Origin of the sequence: Paraburkholderia xenovorans, from assembly GCF_046030735.1 — a bacterium.
GTDB lineage: Bacteria > Pseudomonadota > Gammaproteobacteria > Burkholderiales > Burkholderiaceae > Paraburkholderia > Paraburkholderia xenovorans_A.
In genome coordinates this window covers 47,738-64,738 of sequence record NZ_JAQQBV010000022.1, presented here as the reverse complement: position 1 = coordinate 64,738, position 17,001 = coordinate 47,738, and the positions used below count along the sequence as shown (strand labels likewise).

The 17,001-nt window shown below is 64.0% G+C and carries 18 protein-coding genes; 8 read left to right on the top strand and 10 right to left on the bottom strand.

Annotated features, from left to right (window positions below; genetic code table 11):
• Positions 1-249 precede the first annotated feature (249 nt).
• The 5 genes from PQQ51_RS21635 to PQQ51_RS21615 form a co-directional block, all read right to left on the bottom strand.
• The gene (locus tag PQQ51_RS21635) at positions 250-1,086 is read right to left on the bottom strand and encodes an IclR family transcriptional regulator (RefSeq protein ID WP_408498857.1); all 837 of its coding nucleotides are present in this window, start codon (positions 1,084-1,086) and stop codon (positions 250-252) included.
• Between the two features lie 532 nt (positions 1,087-1,618).
• Positions 1,619-1,963, bottom strand: a complete 345-nt coding sequence (locus tag PQQ51_RS21630; protein WP_408498856.1) for a hypothetical protein — start codon at positions 1,961-1,963, stop codon at positions 1,619-1,621.
• A 673-nt stretch (positions 1,964-2,636) separates the two neighbouring features.
• Positions 2,637-3,320: a response regulator transcription factor gene (locus tag PQQ51_RS21625; RefSeq protein WP_408498855.1), complete on the bottom strand. Its 684-nt coding sequence runs from the start codon at positions 3,318-3,320 to the stop codon at positions 2,637-2,639.
• Between the two features lie 56 nt (positions 3,321-3,376).
• Complete coding sequence (locus PQQ51_RS21620) at positions 3,377-4,714, bottom strand: sensor histidine kinase (RefSeq protein WP_408498854.1); 1,338 nt, start codon at positions 4,712-4,714, stop codon at positions 3,377-3,379.
• A gap of 60 nt (positions 4,715-4,774) precedes the next feature.
• Complete coding sequence (locus PQQ51_RS21615; RefSeq protein WP_408498853.1) at positions 4,775-4,981, bottom strand: hypothetical protein; 207 nt, start codon at positions 4,979-4,981, stop codon at positions 4,775-4,777.
• A gap of 259 nt (positions 4,982-5,240) precedes the next feature.
• On the opposite strand from PQQ51_RS21615, the gene PQQ51_RS21610 reads away from it, so the two are divergent.
• Positions 5,241-5,525 (top strand): hypothetical protein, encoded by a 285-nt coding sequence (locus PQQ51_RS21610; RefSeq protein WP_408498852.1) that lies wholly within the window; start codon positions 5,241-5,243, stop codon positions 5,523-5,525.
• Between the two features lie 66 nt (positions 5,526-5,591).
• On the opposite strand, the gene crcB is transcribed toward PQQ51_RS21610, so the two are convergent.
• Both crcB and PQQ51_RS21600 read right to left on the bottom strand, forming a co-directional pair.
• Complete coding sequence (gene crcB / locus PQQ51_RS21605; RefSeq protein WP_408498851.1) at positions 5,592-5,972, bottom strand: fluoride efflux transporter CrcB; 381 nt, start codon at positions 5,970-5,972, stop codon at positions 5,592-5,594.
• 171 nt (positions 5,973-6,143) lie between these two features.
• Complete coding sequence (locus PQQ51_RS21600) at positions 6,144-7,346, bottom strand: ammonium transporter (RefSeq protein WP_408498850.1); 1,203 nt, start codon at positions 7,344-7,346, stop codon at positions 6,144-6,146.
• 400 nt (positions 7,347-7,746) lie between these two features.
• On the opposite strand from PQQ51_RS21600, the gene PQQ51_RS21595 reads away from it, so the two are divergent.
• The gene (locus tag PQQ51_RS21595) at positions 7,747-9,504 is read left to right on the top strand and encodes a sensor histidine kinase (protein WP_408498849.1); all 1,758 of its coding nucleotides are present in this window, start codon (positions 7,747-7,749) and stop codon (positions 9,502-9,504) included.
• Here the strand turns inward: PQQ51_RS21595 and PQQ51_RS21590 are convergent.
• Positions 9,491-9,817: a hypothetical protein gene (locus PQQ51_RS21590; protein ID WP_408498848.1), complete on the bottom strand. Its 327-nt coding sequence runs from the start codon at positions 9,815-9,817 to the stop codon at positions 9,491-9,493. The genes PQQ51_RS21595 and PQQ51_RS21590 overlap by 14 nt on opposite strands.
• A gap of 135 nt (positions 9,818-9,952) precedes the next feature.
• Entirely contained in the window at positions 9,953-10,534 is a 582-nt protein-coding gene (locus PQQ51_RS21585) for a DJ-1/PfpI family protein (RefSeq protein WP_408498847.1), read from the bottom strand.
• Positions 10,535-10,712: 178 nt separating this feature from the next.
• Between PQQ51_RS21585 and PQQ51_RS21580 the strand changes: the two genes are divergently transcribed.
• The 4 genes from PQQ51_RS21580 (at position 10,713) to PQQ51_RS21565 (ending at position 15,402) form a co-directional block, all read left to right on the top strand.
• Positions 10,713-11,189: a BCAL1086 family glycoprotein gene (locus PQQ51_RS21580; RefSeq protein WP_408498846.1), complete on the top strand. Its 477-nt coding sequence runs from the start codon at positions 10,713-10,715 to the stop codon at positions 11,187-11,189.
• A gap of 96 nt (positions 11,190-11,285) precedes the next feature.
• Entirely contained in the window at positions 11,286-11,747 is a 462-nt protein-coding gene (locus PQQ51_RS21575; RefSeq protein ID WP_408498845.1) for an Rrf2 family transcriptional regulator, read from the top strand.
• Between the two features lie 195 nt (positions 11,748-11,942).
• Positions 11,943-12,596, top strand: a complete 654-nt coding sequence (locus PQQ51_RS21570) for an NAD(P)-dependent oxidoreductase (protein WP_408498844.1) — start codon at positions 11,943-11,945, stop codon at positions 12,594-12,596.
• A gap of 172 nt (positions 12,597-12,768) precedes the next feature.
• On the top strand, positions 12,769-15,402 hold the full coding sequence (locus tag PQQ51_RS21565; protein ID WP_408498843.1) for a mechanosensitive ion channel family protein: 2,634 nt from the start codon (positions 12,769-12,771) through the stop codon (positions 15,400-15,402).
• Between the two features lie 43 nt (positions 15,403-15,445).
• Here the strand turns inward: PQQ51_RS21565 and PQQ51_RS21560 are convergent, their stop codons facing one another.
• Positions 15,446-16,063, bottom strand: coding sequence for a cysteine dioxygenase family protein (locus PQQ51_RS21560; RefSeq protein ID WP_408498842.1), 618 nt, complete (start codon positions 16,061-16,063; stop codon positions 15,446-15,448).
• Between the two features lie 134 nt (positions 16,064-16,197).
• Here PQQ51_RS21560 and PQQ51_RS21555 point away from each other — a divergent pair, with 134 nt between their 5' ends.
• Both PQQ51_RS21555 and PQQ51_RS21550 read left to right on the top strand, forming a co-directional pair.
• On the top strand, positions 16,198-16,671 hold the full coding sequence (locus PQQ51_RS21555; RefSeq protein WP_408498841.1) for an Lrp/AsnC family transcriptional regulator: 474 nt from the start codon (positions 16,198-16,200) through the stop codon (positions 16,669-16,671).
• Positions 16,672-16,763: 92 nt separating this feature from the next.
• Positions 16,764-16,973, top strand: a complete 210-nt coding sequence (locus PQQ51_RS21550) for a hypothetical protein (protein WP_408498840.1) — start codon at positions 16,764-16,766, stop codon at positions 16,971-16,973.
• Positions 16,974-17,001 lie beyond the last annotated feature (28 nt).

The following is a 17,001-nucleotide window of genomic DNA, read 5'->3' as shown; positions in this document are numbered from 1 at the left end:
GATGCTACCCGAGGCGCGGGTCAAGGATGTTAAGGCACGAGTCGCACGAGCCGCACGAGTCGCGACGCAGCATTGCAGCGGGCCGTCCGCACCCCAGGCGGGCTCGCCCCACGGCGGAATGCATGATCCTACGTCGCGGGCTCTGTAACAGTCCACCCGGCTATTTTTCTAACGATTACGAAGGTTACAGGATGTCAGCCAGATGCGATCACGTTGAACCGCGCGTCGACTCGCAAGCCGGCGCGCACATCAGTTGTCGAGACGGCGCCCGGGCGTGCCGCCGATCTCGAGCGTGATCTTGCAGATGCATTCGAGCAGCGCGGGCGCCGCGCGCGCGATCAGCCAGTCGCGTGGGCACTGGTCGGCCGAGCCGCCGCAATTGACCGCATAGCGCTCGCCCGACGGCCCCGTGAAACCCGACGCGATCGCGTTCAGCCCGTCGTACCACTCGCCGGTGGCGATCGCGAAACCTTGCTCGATGGTTTCCTGCAGCGCGTCGTCGAGCCGGCCGCTGACGCTGCCCCAGTCGTCGCCTTCGGCGGCTTGCAGTCCGATCAGCAGTTTTTCCCGTTCCTGTGGGGCCAGCGCCGCCAGATAGGCGCGGCCGATCGCGGTACGGCTGAGATTCATCCGCGAGCCGATTTCGAGGCGCGACACCAGCACCGCCGAGCGCGGCCGGATTGCGTCGATCACCACCATGTCGAGGCGATCGCGCACGGCGAGATGCACCGACAGCGCGGTGCGCTCCGCCAGTTCGATCAGAAAAGGCCGGGCCCGCGCGCGGATGTCGAAGTTGCGCAGAAAGCCGTTGCTCAATTCCAATACCGCGGAGGTCAGCACGAAACGCTCGCTGTCCGGCAGGCGAAACAGAAAGCCGGCGCCCACGAGGGTGGCGGTGATGCGCGAGACCGTGGGCTTGGGGATGCCGGTCAATTCCGCCAGATCCCGATTGCTGAGCGGAGCGTCCGCGGCGGCGACCGAGCGCAGTACCGTCAAACCGCGGGCGAGTGCGGTAACTTCGTCGCCCGAGCTGTCTTTGTCTTTAGGCGGGGAGGCGTCGGTGCGGGAATGCGGAGGTCGGGTCATGTCGTTTTTTTGAAACTACATTTCAATATAGTCGCTCGCATGCCGTATTCAATTGCACTGAAAAGTCGGCTTAAAGCCCCAAAATGGGGCGTGCAAGGTCATTTTTCATCAGAACATTCATTGTATCGGAATGTATCGGAACATTTTTCCGTGTTGCGCAGACGTTCTTTAGATTTTGCTTGACTTAGTCAGCATAACCATAAAAAATGGAACCCTATTTCGAAAGACGATTTCAGCGCAGTTATTTTTTTGAAATCTCAGCGGGTGTGGCCCGCCTGGCGTGTTGTTTAGTACCGGCTGTCATTTGTTTAGTACCGGTTCACAATTCGCATCGTGCTTCGCATCAGCGCCGCCCCCCCAGTTTCGAATACCGTCTCTCAGGTTCTAGCACGGCCCTCGGAATGGCTAGAACTTTTTAAGGCGTCACGGCAACGTGACGCCTTTTTTTTCGGCCTTCATTGACGCACAACGGCGCCCGCATGGGGCGCCGTTGTCCTGTTCGCAACCGACAAAGCGGCGTTTTTCCCCGACGTCACGCTGACCCGTGATCGTTGCGAGTGCTGCTTGCCCACCGGCGCGGCGACGTCATTTCCCAGAGATGATGGATTTTCCCGTCGAGATAGGCGGCCACCAGCAGGATTTCGAATTCCAGCGGTTGTCCAATTGAAGTCTGTTTCCTGATCCACAAGCGCACGGCGACCTTCGCGGCGCTTTCGACCCATGATGCATCGTCGTATCGAACTTCGAAGGTAACCGGTGTCGCGTACATTTTTTCGTGCCCCGACGCGAACGCCTGATAGTCCTCCAACTGTCCATTGGACTCGCGCTGGAAATCCGGATGGTAGTAATGCGGAATCAGCGATGCATCTTTGCGCATGACCATTTCGCTGAACATTTCCTGCAACATTTCCCGCGTGGACCGGGTAGAAGAAGCGGCTCTCATCGGCAATGGGCTTTTAAAGCGGATCGTAATGGAACAGGCCGGAAAGCGATGACGCCCGGAGGATTCCGGGCGGTCATCGCAAGGCCTGCTCATGTGCGCGATTTAGCGCCACGGATCGTGTCAAGGAGCGGGGTTGATTTGCAGCACGACGTTGTCATCGGAATCCGCCGCGTAGATCGAGTTGTTGTACCAGGCAATCTGCCCGATGTCGGGCAGATTGCCGGGCAATGAACCGAGACTCAGGCCGGACTGACCTGGCGTGCCGGCGAGCGTGCGCGGTAAAGCCGGTGACGAGCAAGGTGTTCAGGTAGCGGGCGCCGTGCCGGACAGCCCGCGCGCGAAGGCAAAGGTGGTGATTGGAAGTCATTCTTCGTTCGTTCGATCATTGATAGGACGTCGACGCAGCGCGTGAAGGCGAAGGCGCTTCTTGCAGCGCGGCTTTTACGGCGAGTGTCGTGCGCTGTCTGAGGCCGGTGCTGAGGCCGGCGCTGAGGCCGGACCTGAGGCCGCACCGGAGTCTGGAGCCGGAGCGCCGCCTGTCGACCGAACGAATCCTAGGCGCGAAGAGTTAGTTGAGAATGAGCGACGCCGCTGTCGCTTCGCGGCGTCAGCTCGCCGGTCCGCTGCCGGTGTCGCCGAGCATCACGGTCCAGCCGAGCCCGCGCACATTGCGAATCACCGAAGCGCCGAATTTCTTGCGCACCGAATGAATCAGCACGTCGAGCGCATTGCTTTCGACTTCTTTGCCCCAGCCGTATAGACGGTCTTCCAGTTGCTCGCGCGACAGGATCGTGCCGGGCCGTTCGAGAAACGCCAGCATCAACGTGAATTCCCGCGCGGACAGCACGGTCGACACGCCGTTGCAGGTCAGCATGCGTTTGTCGAGATCGAGGTTGAACGCGTCGTCGCCGAGACGCGACGACGCGTAGCCGGCCTTGCGCCGGATCACCGCACGAATTCGCGCGAGCAGTTCGGGGACGGCGAAGGGTTTGAGCAGATAGTCGTCGGCGCCGACATCGAGGCCTTCCACGCGTGAATCGAGATCGTCGCGCGCGGTCAGTATCAGCACCGGCACCGCAATGCCCGCGGTACGCAACGACTTCAGCAGTTCGATGCCGCCCATGCCGGGCAAGCCGAGATCGAGCAGCACGACGGTGTACCCGGTGTCGGTGAGCGCGTGCCTTCCGGCCAGCCCGTCGCGCACCCAGTCGACGCTGAAGTCGGCGTCCTTCAATGCGCGCAGCAGGCTTTGACCGATCTGTACGTCGTCTTCGATTAGCAGAACTCTCATTTTTATCCGCTTCGCAACAGTGAGGATGGGATGGCTGCCGCTGCAACAGCCGCGTATCAGACGGTGCCGTCGCGTTCGACCGGCAAGCTGACCGTCGCGACGATGCCGGACTGGCCGTCGCCGCGATTACGCAGGCTCACGGTTCCGTCGTACCGGGTCACGATGGCTTTGACGATCGACAAGCCGAGTCCGCTGCCTTCGCTGTCGGCGCTGACTCGGAAGAAACGGTCGAACACGCGCGGCAGCAGGGTTTCGTCGATGCCGGGTCCGGTGTCCTTGACTTCGATGTCCACCGTCGTGCCGCGCACGCGGGTCGATAGATCGATCTTGCCGCCGTCGGGCGTATAACGCACCGCATTGCCGACGAGATTCTTGACGACCGTGTCGATGTCGAGCGCGATGGCGTACACGCGGGCGTCGGCCATTTCGTCCGCGCCGATGTCGATATTGCGTTGCATCGCAATCGGCAGCACGTCGGCAATTGCGTTGACGACCGCCGCGGCGATATCGACGCTTGCCATCGCCCGCGTCATCGATTGGCCGGTTGGCGGCGCGTCGGCGCGGGCGAGCCGCAGCAGTTGCGAAATCAGATTGCTGCTGCGCGTGATGCCGCCTTGCAGTTCGCGAAAGCGCTCCCGATTGCCCGGCGCGATCTCGCGTTGCAGATTGTCGGCTTGCAGTTGTAGTGCGGTGAGCGGCGTTCTCAACTCGTGCGCGGCATCGGCGATGAATTTGCGTTCGGTTTCGATCGAATGAGCGAGGCGCTCGATCATCAGATTGATCGAGCGGATGAACGGCAGCAGTTCGTTCGGTACGCCGGTCAGCGGCAGCGCTTGCAGGCGGTTCGCATCGATGCGCCGAACCTGGCGCCCGAGCCGGTTCAGTTGCCGCAACGAACGGCTGACGACGACGAGAACCGCGATCCAGACAAGCGGAATCAGCACGAAGATCGGCCAGAGTGTGCGCGTCGACGCCCTTTTCTCGATCTCGTGGCGCACGGACATGCGCTGCGCGACCTGGACGAGCTGATCCGGACGCCGCCGTGTGTAAAGCCGCCACTTTTCGCCGTCGAGAACCGGCGTCGTAAAGCCGAGCGGCGCGTCGCGCGGCAGTAGCGGCGACGGCTCGTTGGCGAATGCGGGCAACGCTTCGCCGTTTTTCCAGACCACGACGGAGAGATCGTGCGTGTCCGTCGCAGTGGGCGTGGAAAACGTCAGGATGCCCTCGTTGAAGTCGACCCGGAGATGCGTCGCGAGCGTTTCCATGCGCCGGTCGAGCAGCGCGCTCGTGCCGGTCACGGAGAAGTGATACGAACTCGCGCCTTGCAGGAGCGCGAACAGGCTGACCACGACGCCGATGGCGAGGACGAGCTGGTTACGAAGCGATTTGAGCATGGGCAGTGCCGCGAGGAGCGAGTGACGTGGAAGCGGGCGGCAACCAGGCCGCGTGCCGCGCTACCTGCTTTCGGTTCGGTTCAGATGATAGCCGGCGATCAGGCCGATATCGTACGCACTCTCCAGCGCGCGGACGATATCCGCCGTGCGCACCGCGACGTCGCGCGAGTCCTGAACGCCGGGCAGTCGGGCGAATGCGTCGATGCCGAAGCAATCGTTCGCGATCTCGCTTAGCGCGTTGAAACGTTCGTCGCGAGGCATATCCATACAGGTCTTCGTCTTCAAATGGGGTGTTCATGGGCTCGGAAGGCGGGCTTGCACCTTGGTCGCACCTCGGTCGCAGCATGGTAGTGACGAAGAATGAGTTGGAAATGAGCCGGCGACGTGGGCGGCGGTTGGCTGGTCAGCCTGGGTTCGGGCGTGCTCGCATCGCACGCAGCGCTCATTCTCTGCTCATTGTGCTGCGCCACACTGCAGTCACGCGATGCCCTCACCGCACGGGCGTCGAAGAACATGGAGTCGAAAAATGAAAGTCATCCGCCAATTGACGGTCGCGGCCATGCTCTGCGGTGGCCTGGTCAGCGTCGCGCAAGCGCGCATTTATGTCGGCGTCGGGGCTGTCGTTCCGGTCGCGCCTGTGGTCGGCGTGTACGTGCCGCCGCCGCCCGTGTACTACGCTCCGCCGCGGGTGTACTACGCATCGCCGCCCGTTTACACCGCGCCGGTCGTGGTCGGCTATTACAGCCACCCGCATTGGTATCCGCATTACTACGGCTGGCATTCCGGATATGGCTACTGGCATCGCTGGTAAGCCGCCTGGCGTGGATCGGCCGCTGCCGGCAGCAGACGCGCGGCGGCCGCTTCGCTCATTGCCGGTTCAGCGCGACACCAGCGCGACCGTCGCGATCCCGAGAACCGTCATCACGAGCGACGCCGCCACGTGAATGACGATCTCGCCCGCGGCCCAGCCGAGCCGCCCGTCCTGCAGACGCTCGACGACTTCGGCTGAAAAAGTGGAAAAGGTCGACAGGCCGCCCATCAGCCCGGTGATGATGAACAGGCGCCATTCGGGCGCGATCTGCGGCGCCCGCGCGAAGCCGGCGACCGCCACCCCGATCACATAGCCGGCAATCACGTTCGATGCCAGCGTGCCGAGCGGCAGGCCGACGAAAACGCCATTCAGACGGATACCGAGAAACCAGCGGAACAGCGAGCCGAGCGCACCGCCGATGCCGACCGCGAGAATGGACATATACATGCGAAGAGCCTTAGGCGAAGCCGCATTGTCAGACTAACCGGTCTGCATCTGAACACGCTGCCGCGGCAGTCTATCATCGGCAGGCATAGGGGGGCAGCAAAGCGCCGCCGCGCGCTGGACTCAAGCGCGCGAGGTCTCCAACCCGACGCACAAGTCCACCCCGTCGCCGCTTCATCCGGCGCTTTCGCGCTCCGGCGTCGCCGAAATCCTGTGAATCGACAGGTCCGCGCCGTTGTATTCGTCTTCCTGATCGAGCCGCAAACCCACCGTCAACCGGATCGCGCCGTACACCAGCGTGCCGCCGAGCGTCGCGACCACGATGCCGCCCAGCGTGCCGATCAGTTGCGAGGCGAACGACACGCCGCCCATGCCGCCGAGCGCATGCAGGCCGAAGATGCCGGCTGCCAGTCCGCCCCACGCGCCGCAGAGTCCGTGCAGCGGCCACACGCCGAGTACGTCGTCGATACGCCAGCGGTTTTGCACGCACGTGAACATATAGACGAACAGCACGCCGGCAATCCCGCCCGTCACCAGCGCGCCGAGCGGATGCATCACGTCGGAGCCGGCGCACACCGCCACCAGTCCGGCGAGCGGTCCGTTGTACGTGAAGCCCGGGTCGTTGCGACCCGCGAGCCACGCGCTCAGTGTGCCGCCGACCATCGCCATCAGCGAATTCACCGCGACGAGGCCGCTGATCTTGTCGACCGTCTGCGCGCTCATCACGTTGAAGCCGAACCAGCCGACCGTCAGCACCCACGCGCCCAACGCGAGGAACGGAATGTTCGACGGCGGATGCGCGGCGATTCCGCCGTCGCGGTGATAGCGGCCATGGCGCGCGCCGAGCAGGATCACCGCCGGCAACGCGACCCAGCCGCCGAACGCATGCACGACCACCGAGCCGGCGAAGTCGTGAAACGGCGCGCCGAAGGTCTGCGTGAGCCATGCCTCGATGCCGAAGCGGCCGTTCCACGCGATCCCTTCGAAGAACGGATAGACGAAGCCGACCAGCACGAAGGTCGCGAACAGTTGCGGATTGAATTTGGAGCGCTCGGCGATGCCGCCCGAGACGATTGCCGGAATCGCCGCCGCGAAGGTCAGCAGGAAAAAGAAGCGCACCAGCGCGTAGCCGTTATGCGCGGCGAGCGAGTCGGCGCTGCCGAAGAACTGCACGCCGTAGGCGATCGTGTAGCCGATGAAGAAGTACGCGATCGTCGACACCGAGAAGTCCACGAGGATCTTGACCAGCGCGTTGACCTGATTCTTTTTGCGGACCGTGCCGAGTTCCAGAAACGCGAATCCCGCGTGCATCGCAAGCACCATCGCGGCGCCCAGAAGAAGGAATAGGGTATCGGTGCCGGTTTTCAGACTGTCCATCGGTGTGTCCCGCTTATGCCAAAAAAGCGGGCAGTGAATGCAAGAAGTGGGCCAAAGTTGTGCCGATTGGCGTCGAACAGGTGCATATGCGCACCGGGTTGGGTGTGCAGACCCACTTCGCTGGTCGCGACAGGACAACGCTGCGCACCGGAATCAGCACGCATAAGCACAATAAAAGTGCATTCAGGATCCGCCACGGACGCAAGGCCCCAATTCAGGGCTAAATATTTGAATCAGCTTCGCATGGCCTTCGAAATGCTGACGATCTATGCGTAATCGCGGCGTCCGGGCCCTGATTCGTCGAATGGCGTGCGCCGTCTTTGTTTTATCCGACAATCGCCGACATAATGTGCCGTCCCCGCGCACCTTTCGCCGCGGCCCCCGACTTCACCGCGTACGCATGAGACTGACCACCAAAGGCCTGTTGCTGATCGCGATTCCGGCCCTCTTCGAACTGGCCTTGCTGACCGGACTGGTCAAAGCGGAGTCCGACGCGGCGCAAGCGGAACAGTGGGCGATCCACAGTGAGGACGTACTGCACCAGACCACCGCGATTATCGAGCCCGTGCTCGACGAGTCCGTGCGCCTGCGTGGCGCGGTACTGGCCGACGACAACCGCTTCGTCACGCCGGTTTCGCTGTGGATGGATGTCGACCGGCGCATCGACCGGCTGGCGGAACTCGTCGCCGACAACCCCGCGCAGGTCGAGCGCGCGGTGCAGGTGCGGCAGGCGGTGCAGGCGTACCGCCAATGGTCCGACCGCATCCAGGACATGCTGCATTCCGGGCGGCGGGCCGACGTGCTCGCGCGGTTTCGCGACATGACCGGCACGGACGTGCTCGATCGCTTCCGCCAGCAGGTGACCACATTTCAGACCGAGGAACGGCGCCTCGACACCGAGCGTACGATGGCCGCCGATCGCGCGCGCGACCGTCAGCAGATGCTCATCGTCGCGGCCGTGCTGAGCTCGCTGCTGTTTGTCGCATTAGCGGTGTGGCTGTTCACGCGCGGCGTGCGCGGCCGCCTCGCTTTACTCTCCGACAATGCCGGGCGGCTGGCCGGCAATGAGCCGCTCGCGTCGATCGGTCCCGGCCAGGACGAAATCGCGCGGCTAGATCTGACCTTGCACGAAACCAGCCGGCGCCTGATCGAAGCCGAGCGCATTCAGGCGCGCTTTCAGGCCGATCTCGCGCGCCGCGCGGGCGAACTGGCGCGCATCAACGAGACCTTGCGGCAACAGACCCAGGAAAACGAAATGTTCATCTACAGCGTGTCGCACGATCTGCGTGCGCCGCTGGTGAACCTGCAAGGCTTCTCGAAAGAGCTGATCCGCGCGTGCGACGAACTGCGCGCGGCCGTGCGGCAGTCTTCGCTGACGGTCGCCACGCGGGAGCACATCGAACGGGTGGTCGACGAAGATATCGGCGAGGCGCTGCACTATCTGCAGACGGCCGTGCTGCGCGCTTCGCACATCATCGACGCGTTGCTGCGGCTGTCGCGCATCGGCCGTGTCGAGTACCGGCAGCAGAAGGTCGAAGTCGACGAGATCGTGCCGCGCGTGGTGGACGCGATGCAGGGATCGATCCGCGCGCGTAACGCGCAGGTGATCGTCAACGCGTTGCCGGCGGTTTGGGGCGATCCGACCGCGCTCGAGCAGGTGTTCGCGAACCTGATCGGCAACGCGGTGAATTATCTGGACCCGTCGCGCGAAGGCCGGGTCGAAATCGGCACGACGCCGGCACCGCCGGGCGTGCAGTCGCTGCGTATCTTCTACGTGCGCGACAACGGGCTCGGGATTCCGGCCGTTGCGTTGCCGCGGCTTTTCAACGCGTTTCAACGTCTGCACGGCAACGTTGCAGCGGGCGAGGGGATCGGTCTCGCGCTGGTGCGGCGTGTGGTGGAGCGGCACGGCGGGCGAGTGTGGGCGGAATCGAAAGAGGGGATCGGCACGACGTTTTATCTGTCGCTGCCGGAGGCTGAGGCGCGAGCGGCGCAACTGGCCGTCGACGCGCGTGCGGCGCTCGAACCGGCCGCCGTTCAGGCGCCGCGTGACATGCACGCCGGCTTCGATGGTTTGACGGGGCGCGAGAAGCTTGGCCTCGCCAGCGGCGCGACAGCGCATGCCGGCCACGGCGCACCGCACATCAGTAGCCGGTGAAGATGCGCCGCGGTTTGAGCAGTCTGGCGCCGCGGATCGACCAGTAGCCGCCGCAGCCGAACAGAACCGCCACGATAATCAGCGCTTCGAACGGCGACGGCTGCAGGCCGGGCAGTCTGTCGAGCGTGAACAGGCAGCGCGCCAGAAGCAGCAGCGCGGCCCACAGTGAGCAGGCGGCCTGGGCCAGCATCCGCAGGCCGCCCAGACGTCGTGCGCGGTCCTCGCGCGACCAGCCGGCCGGCGTGCGCACGCAGAAGAACGCGATGACCATCAGCATGATGGCGAGCGTGACGATCCAGTCGGTCAGTTCCATCGAAGGGCTCCTAAAGTCGACCGGCGACTATAGAAAAGCCCTCAACCGCCCACTATCGGATTAGTCCCAAATGACATTGGAGAAAGGCGAGCGCAGCGCGGATGAAACCGCCGCGCTCTTAGTCCGATCGTTCGATCAGAGTTCGATGCGGGTGCCGAGCAGCACGAGGAATTGACGCAGCCATTCAGGATGAGCGGGCCAAGCAGGAGCGGTGACGAAGTTCGCGTCGGTGATCGCGGCGTCGACCGGAATGTCCGCGTAGTCGCCGCCGGCCAGTTTCACTTCGGGCGCGCAGGCCGGATAGGCGGAGATCCGTTTGCCGCGGATCACGTCGGCGGCGGCGAGCAGTTGCGCGGCGTGACAGATCGCCGCGATCGGCTTGCCCGCTTCGGCGAACTGGCGCACGAGTTCGATCACTTTCGGGTCGAGCCGCAGATACTCCGGCGCGCGGCCGCCAGCGATCGCGAGGGCGTCGTACTGGCGCGGATCGGCGTCGTCGAACGATGCGTTGAGCGCAAACAGGTGGCCCGGTTTTTCGGTGTAGGTCTGGTCGCCCTCGAAATCGTGAATCGCGGTCTTGATGCGCTCACCCGCTTTCTTGTTCGGACAGATCGCGTCCACCACGTGACCCACTGCCTGCAGTGCCTGGAACGGCACCATCGTTTCGTAATCCTCGGCGAAGTCGCCGGTCAGGAACAGAATCTTCTTTGCTGCCATCGCATGCCTCCAATTGATCAACGGAACACAACGAACGCTCGTCGAACGCTCAGGCAGTCTACCCTAATGCGTTTGACAGAACCGCGACGCAGGCTGCAAAGGAGACCGTGACACGCGAGGGCGTATCATTGGCCCGTTTTCGCACGAAGAAGCCGCTTGGCGCGGCTCACACTCAAACATGATTTCATCTATCCGTTCCCCGTTGCTGCGCCGTGCCGCGATTGTCGTGTTCGTATTCGGCGGCCTCGCGGCCTGCCAGAAAAACGATGCGTCCGCGGGACAGGTCGCCGGCAAACTCGACGACGCCGCGCAAGTTGCCGGGCAGAAGCTCGATCAGGCCGCGAGCTATGTCGGCCAGCAAGTCGATGCGACCAAAGCCGCCGCGCAGCAGAACCTCGAATCGGCCGCCTCCGCGCCGTCGATCAACATCGACCCCAGCGCGCTCGCGTCGAGCGCACAGGCCAATCTGCAGGACGCGGCCAGCGCGACGCACGCGCAGCTCGGCAAGGCGGCGTCGTTGACCGGGCAGAGCCTGGAGTCGGCGGGGCGCAAGTTGCAGGAGTGGTCGGCGCAAAGTTCGGCTTCGTCGACGAGCGCTTCGTCTTCGTCGTCATCCGGCGAATCCAGCGACGCGCAAAAGCAGATGGACAAGTGATGGGCGTAGCGGGCCATCGAGGCCGTCGACCCGTTTGACAGCAGGATTAAATGTAATTAGCATGGTTACATATTGTCGTCGCCGGGCAGGTTTGCTGTGAATACGAGTAGCCGTTTTGCGTTTGCGGTGCACGTGCTTGCGTTGCTGTCGTTGCAGGAGGGCGTGCCGCTTTCGTCGGACATGATTGCGGGCAGCGTGAATACGAATCCCGCGCTGATCCGTCGTTTGTTGACCATGCTGGCCGAGGCGGGGCTCACCACGTCGCAACTCGGCGCGGGCGGCGGCGCGCTGCTGGCTCGCGCGCCGGACGATATTTCGTTGCTCGAGGTGTATCACGCAGTGGATGACGCGCAGTTGTTCGCGCTGCATCGCGAGGAGCCGAATCCGGACTGCATGGTCGGACGCAATATTCAAAGCGTGCTGCGCGGTATCGTCGACGAAGCGCAGCAGGCGATGGAAGCATCGCTCGGCGCACGCACGCTGGCGGACGCCACCGCGGATGTGGTGCGCGCGGAGCGGGTGCGGGAACGTGAACGCAAGCGGCGCCTGGCTGGGTGATGCGGGATGCTTCCCGCAGCAGATTGCACCAGATCGCTGCAAGGTAGTGAATAAGCTGTGGCGGTAGAGAAGGGCGCATGTCAGGTTATCCTGGGCGTGCTCACCTGAGAGTGAACGGGGGCTGAAGCCCCTCTTTTTTCCCCGTAATATGTAATCAACGTAGTTACAGATAAGCTAACCACAGGAGCAGTAAAAATGAGCAAGTCACTGAAAATCGCATTGTTCGGCGCTACTGGCACGATCGGTTCGCGGATCGCCGCGGAAGCCGCACGTCGTGGGCACCAGGTCACGGCGCTCGTGCGCGATCCGGCGCGCGTGCCGACGGACATCGCCAATGTGAAAGCCGTGCAAGCCGATCTGCTTGACGCGGCGAGCGTCGGCGCCGCGCTGCGCGGTCATGACGTGGTGGCGAGCGCCTACTCGCCGCCGCATACCGACACGGCCGCCGTGCTGGCCTCGGCCACCCGGTCGCTGCTCGACGGCGTGCGCGCGGCGGGCCTGAAGCGCGTTGTCGTGGTGGGCGGCGCGGGCTCGCTCGAAGTGGCGCCGGGCAAGCAACTGGTCGATTCGGAAGGCTTTCCGGACGCGTACAAGAAGGTCGCGCTCGCGCATCGCGATACGTTGGACAAGTTCTATCGCGAAGTCACCGACCTCGCCTGGACGTTCTTCTCACCGGCTGCGGTGATCGCGCCGGGCGAGCGCACGGGCAAGTTCCGCACCGGCGCGAAAACGCTGATCGTCGACGCCGAGGGCAATAGCCGTATCTCCGCCGAAGACTACGCGATCGCTTTCGTCGACGAACTGGAGCAAGGCCGGTTCGTCCATCAGGTTGCGACTGTCGCTTACTGAACGAGCTGGACGAACTGGACGAGCAGCGTGCGCTTCAGGCACCAGACACGTCACGCTCGCTCGAAGCACGACAGGCTCGCGCGCAAGCTTCCTAACATTCGGTTACGCATGTTCGGTTGCTCGCGCGGCAAGTGCGGCTACACTGGCGTCTCCCGTTCGCTTACGGATCGCCATGCAGTCATGCCCGTTGCGGCGTGGGTCCACAGCCGCGCCGTCCAACGGCGGCCGGCCGGCGACTCGCGCTGTTTTTCCTCCTTGTTCCGATTATCACGGGCCTGACGTCCGTCAAGTCCGTCCTGGCGCTCGCTCCGGGGTTGCGGCCGGCTTTGGCGCGTGGGCCTTCGCCATAGCGCTCGCGCTGGTCTTGTGCATCGGCTGGCTGCCCGTGAACGCGCTGGCCGCTGGCACCGCCACGCCGGTGATCCCGGCGTTGCAGAGCCTGATCAACAGCGCGACGGTGACACCCGCTGCACCCGCTTCCGGCGCGTCGGCGGCGGATGCCGCGTCGGCGCCGTCGCCGGCCAGTCAGGCGGAACTGCAGCGCTCGCTCGACAGCGTGATCGCCACGCTCGACAACGATCGCCAGCGCACCGCACTGGTCGCGCAGCTCAAGAAGCTGCGCGACGTCTCGCAGAACGTCGCGCCGCCCGCGCCGGTGCAGCCGAGTCCCGGCTTGCTGGGTGCGATCGCGTCCGGCATCGCGTCATTCGAAACCGACGTGCATCAAGGCCGTACGCCCGTGCGCTATTGGGGCGGACGCTTCAATGCGGCCGGCAACGAGCTCTACACGATCATCACCAGCCAGGGGCACGAGAGCTTCGGCCGCATTCTGTTTTCGATGCTGGCGATGCTCGTCGGCTGGGGCGCGTGCGCCGGCGCACTGATCTACCTGCAACATCGGCTGTACCGGCGGTTCGGCATCGTGATCGGACTCAATCCGAATCCCACCACGCGCGAACTGTTGATCTTCGCGCTGCGCCGCGTGGGTCCATGGATCGTCGCGTTTCTCGCGGCGCTGCTGTTCGTGCGCGCGATGCCCGATGCGCTCGGCCGCACGCTCGGGATGGTGGTCGCCTATGCGATCGTCGCGGGCGCGGTGTTTTCGGCGATCTGTCTGATCATGTTTTCGCTGTTCGGCTCCGGGCACCGGCGGATCGCGGTGCGCCTGCTGATCGATCACGCACGGCGTGTGCTGTTCGTGATCGGCGTGTGCGGCGCGCTCGGCGACGCGGCCGTCAATTACGACGTCGCGCATCAGCTCGGCTCGAATCTCGCCGCGCTGATTTCGACGGCCGCCAACATGACCGCCGCGGTGCTCACCGGCTATTTCGCGCTGGCGTTCCGCCGCCCCGTCGCGCATCTGATCCGCAACCGGCCGTACGAGCAACGCACCAACCACAAAGCCGCCACCGACGCGTTCGACGTGCTCGCCGCGCTCTGGCACGTGCCGGTGCTGGTGCTCGCGACCGCGTCGGTGGTCGCGACGTTGGGCGGCTCGGGCACCAACGAGAACGTGCTGCAGATTTCGGTGGTGACCGCGCTGCTGCTGGTGCTCGCGTTTTTCCTGTCGGCGATCGTGTTGCGCGTCACACGGCCGCGCAGCACGCGCGCGCGGCGCCGCTCGCCGTATCTGACGCGCCTGCTGCGTTTCTGCGGCACGCTGGTCACGCTGTTCATCTGGCTGTTCTTCTTCGAACTGGCCGCGCGTTTGTGGGGCTTGTCGCTGGCGGCGGTGGTCGAAGAAAACGTTGCGGCGCGCGGTATCGCGCATGCGGTGACGGCGATCGTCGCGACGGTGTTCATCGCGTGGCTGCTGTGGATTCTGGTGGATACCGCGATCACGGAAGCGCTCAGTCCCGGCGGTCCGCTCAACAAGTCGCGCAGTCCGAGCATGCGCGCGCGCACGATGCTGCCGCTGGTGCGCAACGTGTTGCTCGTCACGATCATGACGATCGCCGGCATCGTCACCGCGGCGAATCTCGGCATCAACGTGACGCCGCTGCTTGCCGGTGCCGGCGTGATCGGTCTCGCGATCGGGTTCGGCGCGCAGTCGCTCGTGACCGACCTGATCACGGGGCTCTTCATCATCATCGAAGACACGATCTCGGTCGGCGACTGGATCGACGTGGACGGCGGCCATGCGGGCACCGTCGAGCATCTGTCGATTCGCACGGTGCGGCTGCGCGACGGGCAGGGCGCGATCCACGCGATTCCGTTCTCGCAGATCAAGATCGTCAAGAACCTGTCGCGCGATTTCGCGTACGCGGTGTTCGAAGTGCGCATGTCGTTCTCGACCGACGTCGACCAGATCACGCAACTGATCCGCGAAGTGGGCGCGGATCTGATGGCCGATTTCCGTTACCGTCGCGAAATGCTCGGACCGATCGAGGTGTGGGGGCTCGACCGTTTCGATCCGAACTGGATGGTCGTGAAAGGGCAGATCAAGACGCGGCCGCTGCAGCAATGGAGCGTGGCGCGCGCGTTCAATCTGCGACTCAAGCGCAAGATGGACGAAGCCGGGATCGAGATTCCGGTGCCGCAGATGCGGATTTATACGTCGTCGAAGGACAGCGAGGGAGAGCCTTTGCACGACGATGGCTTGCTCGATCCCGGCGCGCATGCGCATGACGAACATGGGCATGGGCAGGGCGCCGGCCGCGCGTCGCCGTTGCGGACCACTCACGCCGGCGTGGTGATTGCGCGCGACGTGTCGCATGAACCGCGTCCGGCGCCGCCGCCGACCGGACAGACCGCGCCGATTCCACCGCAGATTCCGACCGCGGGCGAGGCCGGCGGCAAGAGTTGAATTTTACGTTGCGGTGACGTGGACGGCTGGGGGCTCGCGGCGCTTATGCCGATGGCTGAGCCAGCACGGGTGAATCCGCCGTCCGCACGATATCGTTCACATGCGTGGCGATCCGCGCGCCCGCCACGCCGTAAATGTGCAACGAGACCGCGGGTTGCTCGCTGCGATTGCCGAGTTGATGAATGCCGCCGCGGCCGCGGCGCACATATGAAACCGCGCCGCGCTTGCGCGCCTGAGTACGCGTTGCGCAGGCGCAATGCTGCTCGCCGTTCCATTCGAAGATCGTTTCGCTCAACGTGCCTTGCACGACCGCGTAACCGCACCACGTGTGATGCGCATGCACAGGGCTCGCCTGTTGCGGCAGCCACACCAGCGCGGCGATCGCATAGCGGTCGTGCGGATCGGCTGCCAGCAGATGACGCCGGTAATTTTCCGTCGAACCTTCGCGTTGCGCGTCGCTGAGCAGCGCCGGGTGCGCCGCGGCCTGGGCGAGTGCGATCCGCATGTTGCGGGCAAAAAAGCTCGAGTCCGACGGCTCCGGAAATGTCGAACAGGCGTCGAACATGGCGTCGAGCGTGTCGCACAGTTGCGCGACGGGCGCGGTGCGGGTTGGGACGGCGGTGAGGCGTTCGGGGGATGCCCGGTCGAGATTTTGAGTCATGATGGCGGCGCAGCGCGGCTGCTTGTCGGCTGTTTTTGATAGCCACATTTATACCGGTTTGCCTGGAGAAAGAGTTTCCATATAATTCCCCTCGGAGCCTTAAAAGTAGAATAATTTCCTATAGGGGTGAACTAATGGGAATGGATATCATCGACCGGAAGCTGCTGGAACTGCTGCAAGTCGACGCGACCATGCCGATCGCCGAACTCGCGCAGCGTGTGAATCTGTCGCAGACGCCTTGCTGGAAGCGGCTGCAACGGCTGAAGGAAACCGGCGTGATCCGCTCGCAGGTGGCGCTGTGCGATGCGCGCAAACTCGGCGTCGGCACGACCGTGTTCGTCGCGGTACGCACCAATCAGCATACCGAGGCATGGGCACAAACCTTTACGCGCGCGGTGCAGGAGATTCCGGAAGTGGTCGAGGTGTACCGGATGAGCGGCGAGACCGATTACCTGCTGCGCGTGGTGGTGTCCGATATCGACGACTACGACCGCGTGTACAAACTGCTGATCGCCGCCGTGCCGCTGTACGACGTGAGTTCGAGTTTTGCGATGGAGCAGATCAAGTATTCGACGGCGTTGCCGGTGCGGCCTTCCGCGGTGACCTGATCGCAAGCCGTATGCAAGCGCCGTGGGCGTAGAATGCGGCCTTCCGCCTCCCCTGATACCAACCGCGATTGCTTCGCGAACGAGTCCGTCTCATGAACAAACCGCCGCGCAAGAAGAACCCGACCTTCGGCATCGCCGTTTTCATCGTGGTTGCGGTCCTGCTGGTGATCGCCACGCTGTTCTACAACGCGATCAAGGAAAAGCGCGACTTCGACAACCAGAACACGCCGGCACCGTCGATTTCATCCGATGCGGCGGCTGCCGCTACAGTAGCTAAGCCTGCCAGCGGCACGGCGCAATAAGAAGATCCAACGCCGCGCCGGCGCCGGT

Bases quoted from the DNA above. Each gene is read 5' to 3' on its own strand.
- PQQ51_RS21600 (WP_408498850.1), bottom strand. From the start codon at position 7,346: ATGGACAGTCTGAAAACCGGCACCGATACCCTATTCCTTCTTCTGGGC.
- PQQ51_RS21615 (WP_408498853.1), bottom strand. From the start codon at position 4,981: ATGGATATGCCTCGCGACGAACGTTTCAACGCGCTAAGCGAGATCGCG.
- PQQ51_RS21625 (WP_408498855.1), bottom strand. From the start codon at position 3,320: ATGAGAGTTCTGCTAATCGAAGACGACGTACAGATCGGTCAAAGCCTG.
- PQQ51_RS21580 (WP_408498846.1), top strand. From the start codon at position 10,713: ATGATTTCATCTATCCGTTCCCCGTTGCTGCGCCGTGCCGCGATTGTC.
- PQQ51_RS21555 (WP_408498841.1), top strand. From the start codon at position 16,198: ATGGGAATGGATATCATCGACCGGAAGCTGCTGGAACTGCTGCAAGTC.
- PQQ51_RS21585 (WP_408498847.1), bottom strand. From the start codon at position 10,534: ATGGCAGCAAAGAAGATTCTGTTCCTGACCGGCGACTTCGCCGAGGAT.
- PQQ51_RS21590 (WP_408498848.1), bottom strand. From the start codon at position 9,817: ATGGAACTGACCGACTGGATCGTCACGCTCGCCATCATGCTGATGGTC.
- PQQ51_RS21610 (WP_408498852.1), top strand. From the start codon at position 5,241: ATGAAAGTCATCCGCCAATTGACGGTCGCGGCCATGCTCTGCGGTGGC.
- PQQ51_RS21565 (WP_408498843.1), top strand. From the start codon at position 12,769: ATGCAGTCATGCCCGTTGCGGCGTGGGTCCACAGCCGCGCCGTCCAAC.
- PQQ51_RS21595 (WP_408498849.1), top strand. From the start codon at position 7,747: ATGAGACTGACCACCAAAGGCCTGTTGCTGATCGCGATTCCGGCCCTC.
- PQQ51_RS21550 (WP_408498840.1), top strand. From the start codon at position 16,764: ATGAACAAACCGCCGCGCAAGAAGAACCCGACCTTCGGCATCGCCGTT.
- crcB (WP_408498851.1), bottom strand. From the start codon at position 5,972: ATGTATATGTCCATTCTCGCGGTCGGCATCGGCGGTGCGCTCGGCTCG.
- PQQ51_RS21570 (WP_408498844.1), top strand. From the start codon at position 11,943: ATGAGCAAGTCACTGAAAATCGCATTGTTCGGCGCTACTGGCACGATC.
- PQQ51_RS21630 (WP_408498856.1), bottom strand. From the start codon at position 1,963: ATGCGCAAAGATGCATCGCTGATTCCGCATTACTACCATCCGGATTTC.
- PQQ51_RS21560 (WP_408498842.1), bottom strand. From the start codon at position 16,063: ATGACTCAAAATCTCGACCGGGCATCCCCCGAACGCCTCACCGCCGTC.
- PQQ51_RS21620 (WP_408498854.1), bottom strand. From the start codon at position 4,714: ATGCTCAAATCGCTTCGTAACCAGCTCGTCCTCGCCATCGGCGTCGTG.
- PQQ51_RS21635 (WP_408498857.1), bottom strand. From the start codon at position 1,086: ATGACCCGACCTCCGCATTCCCGCACCGACGCCTCCCCGCCTAAAGAC.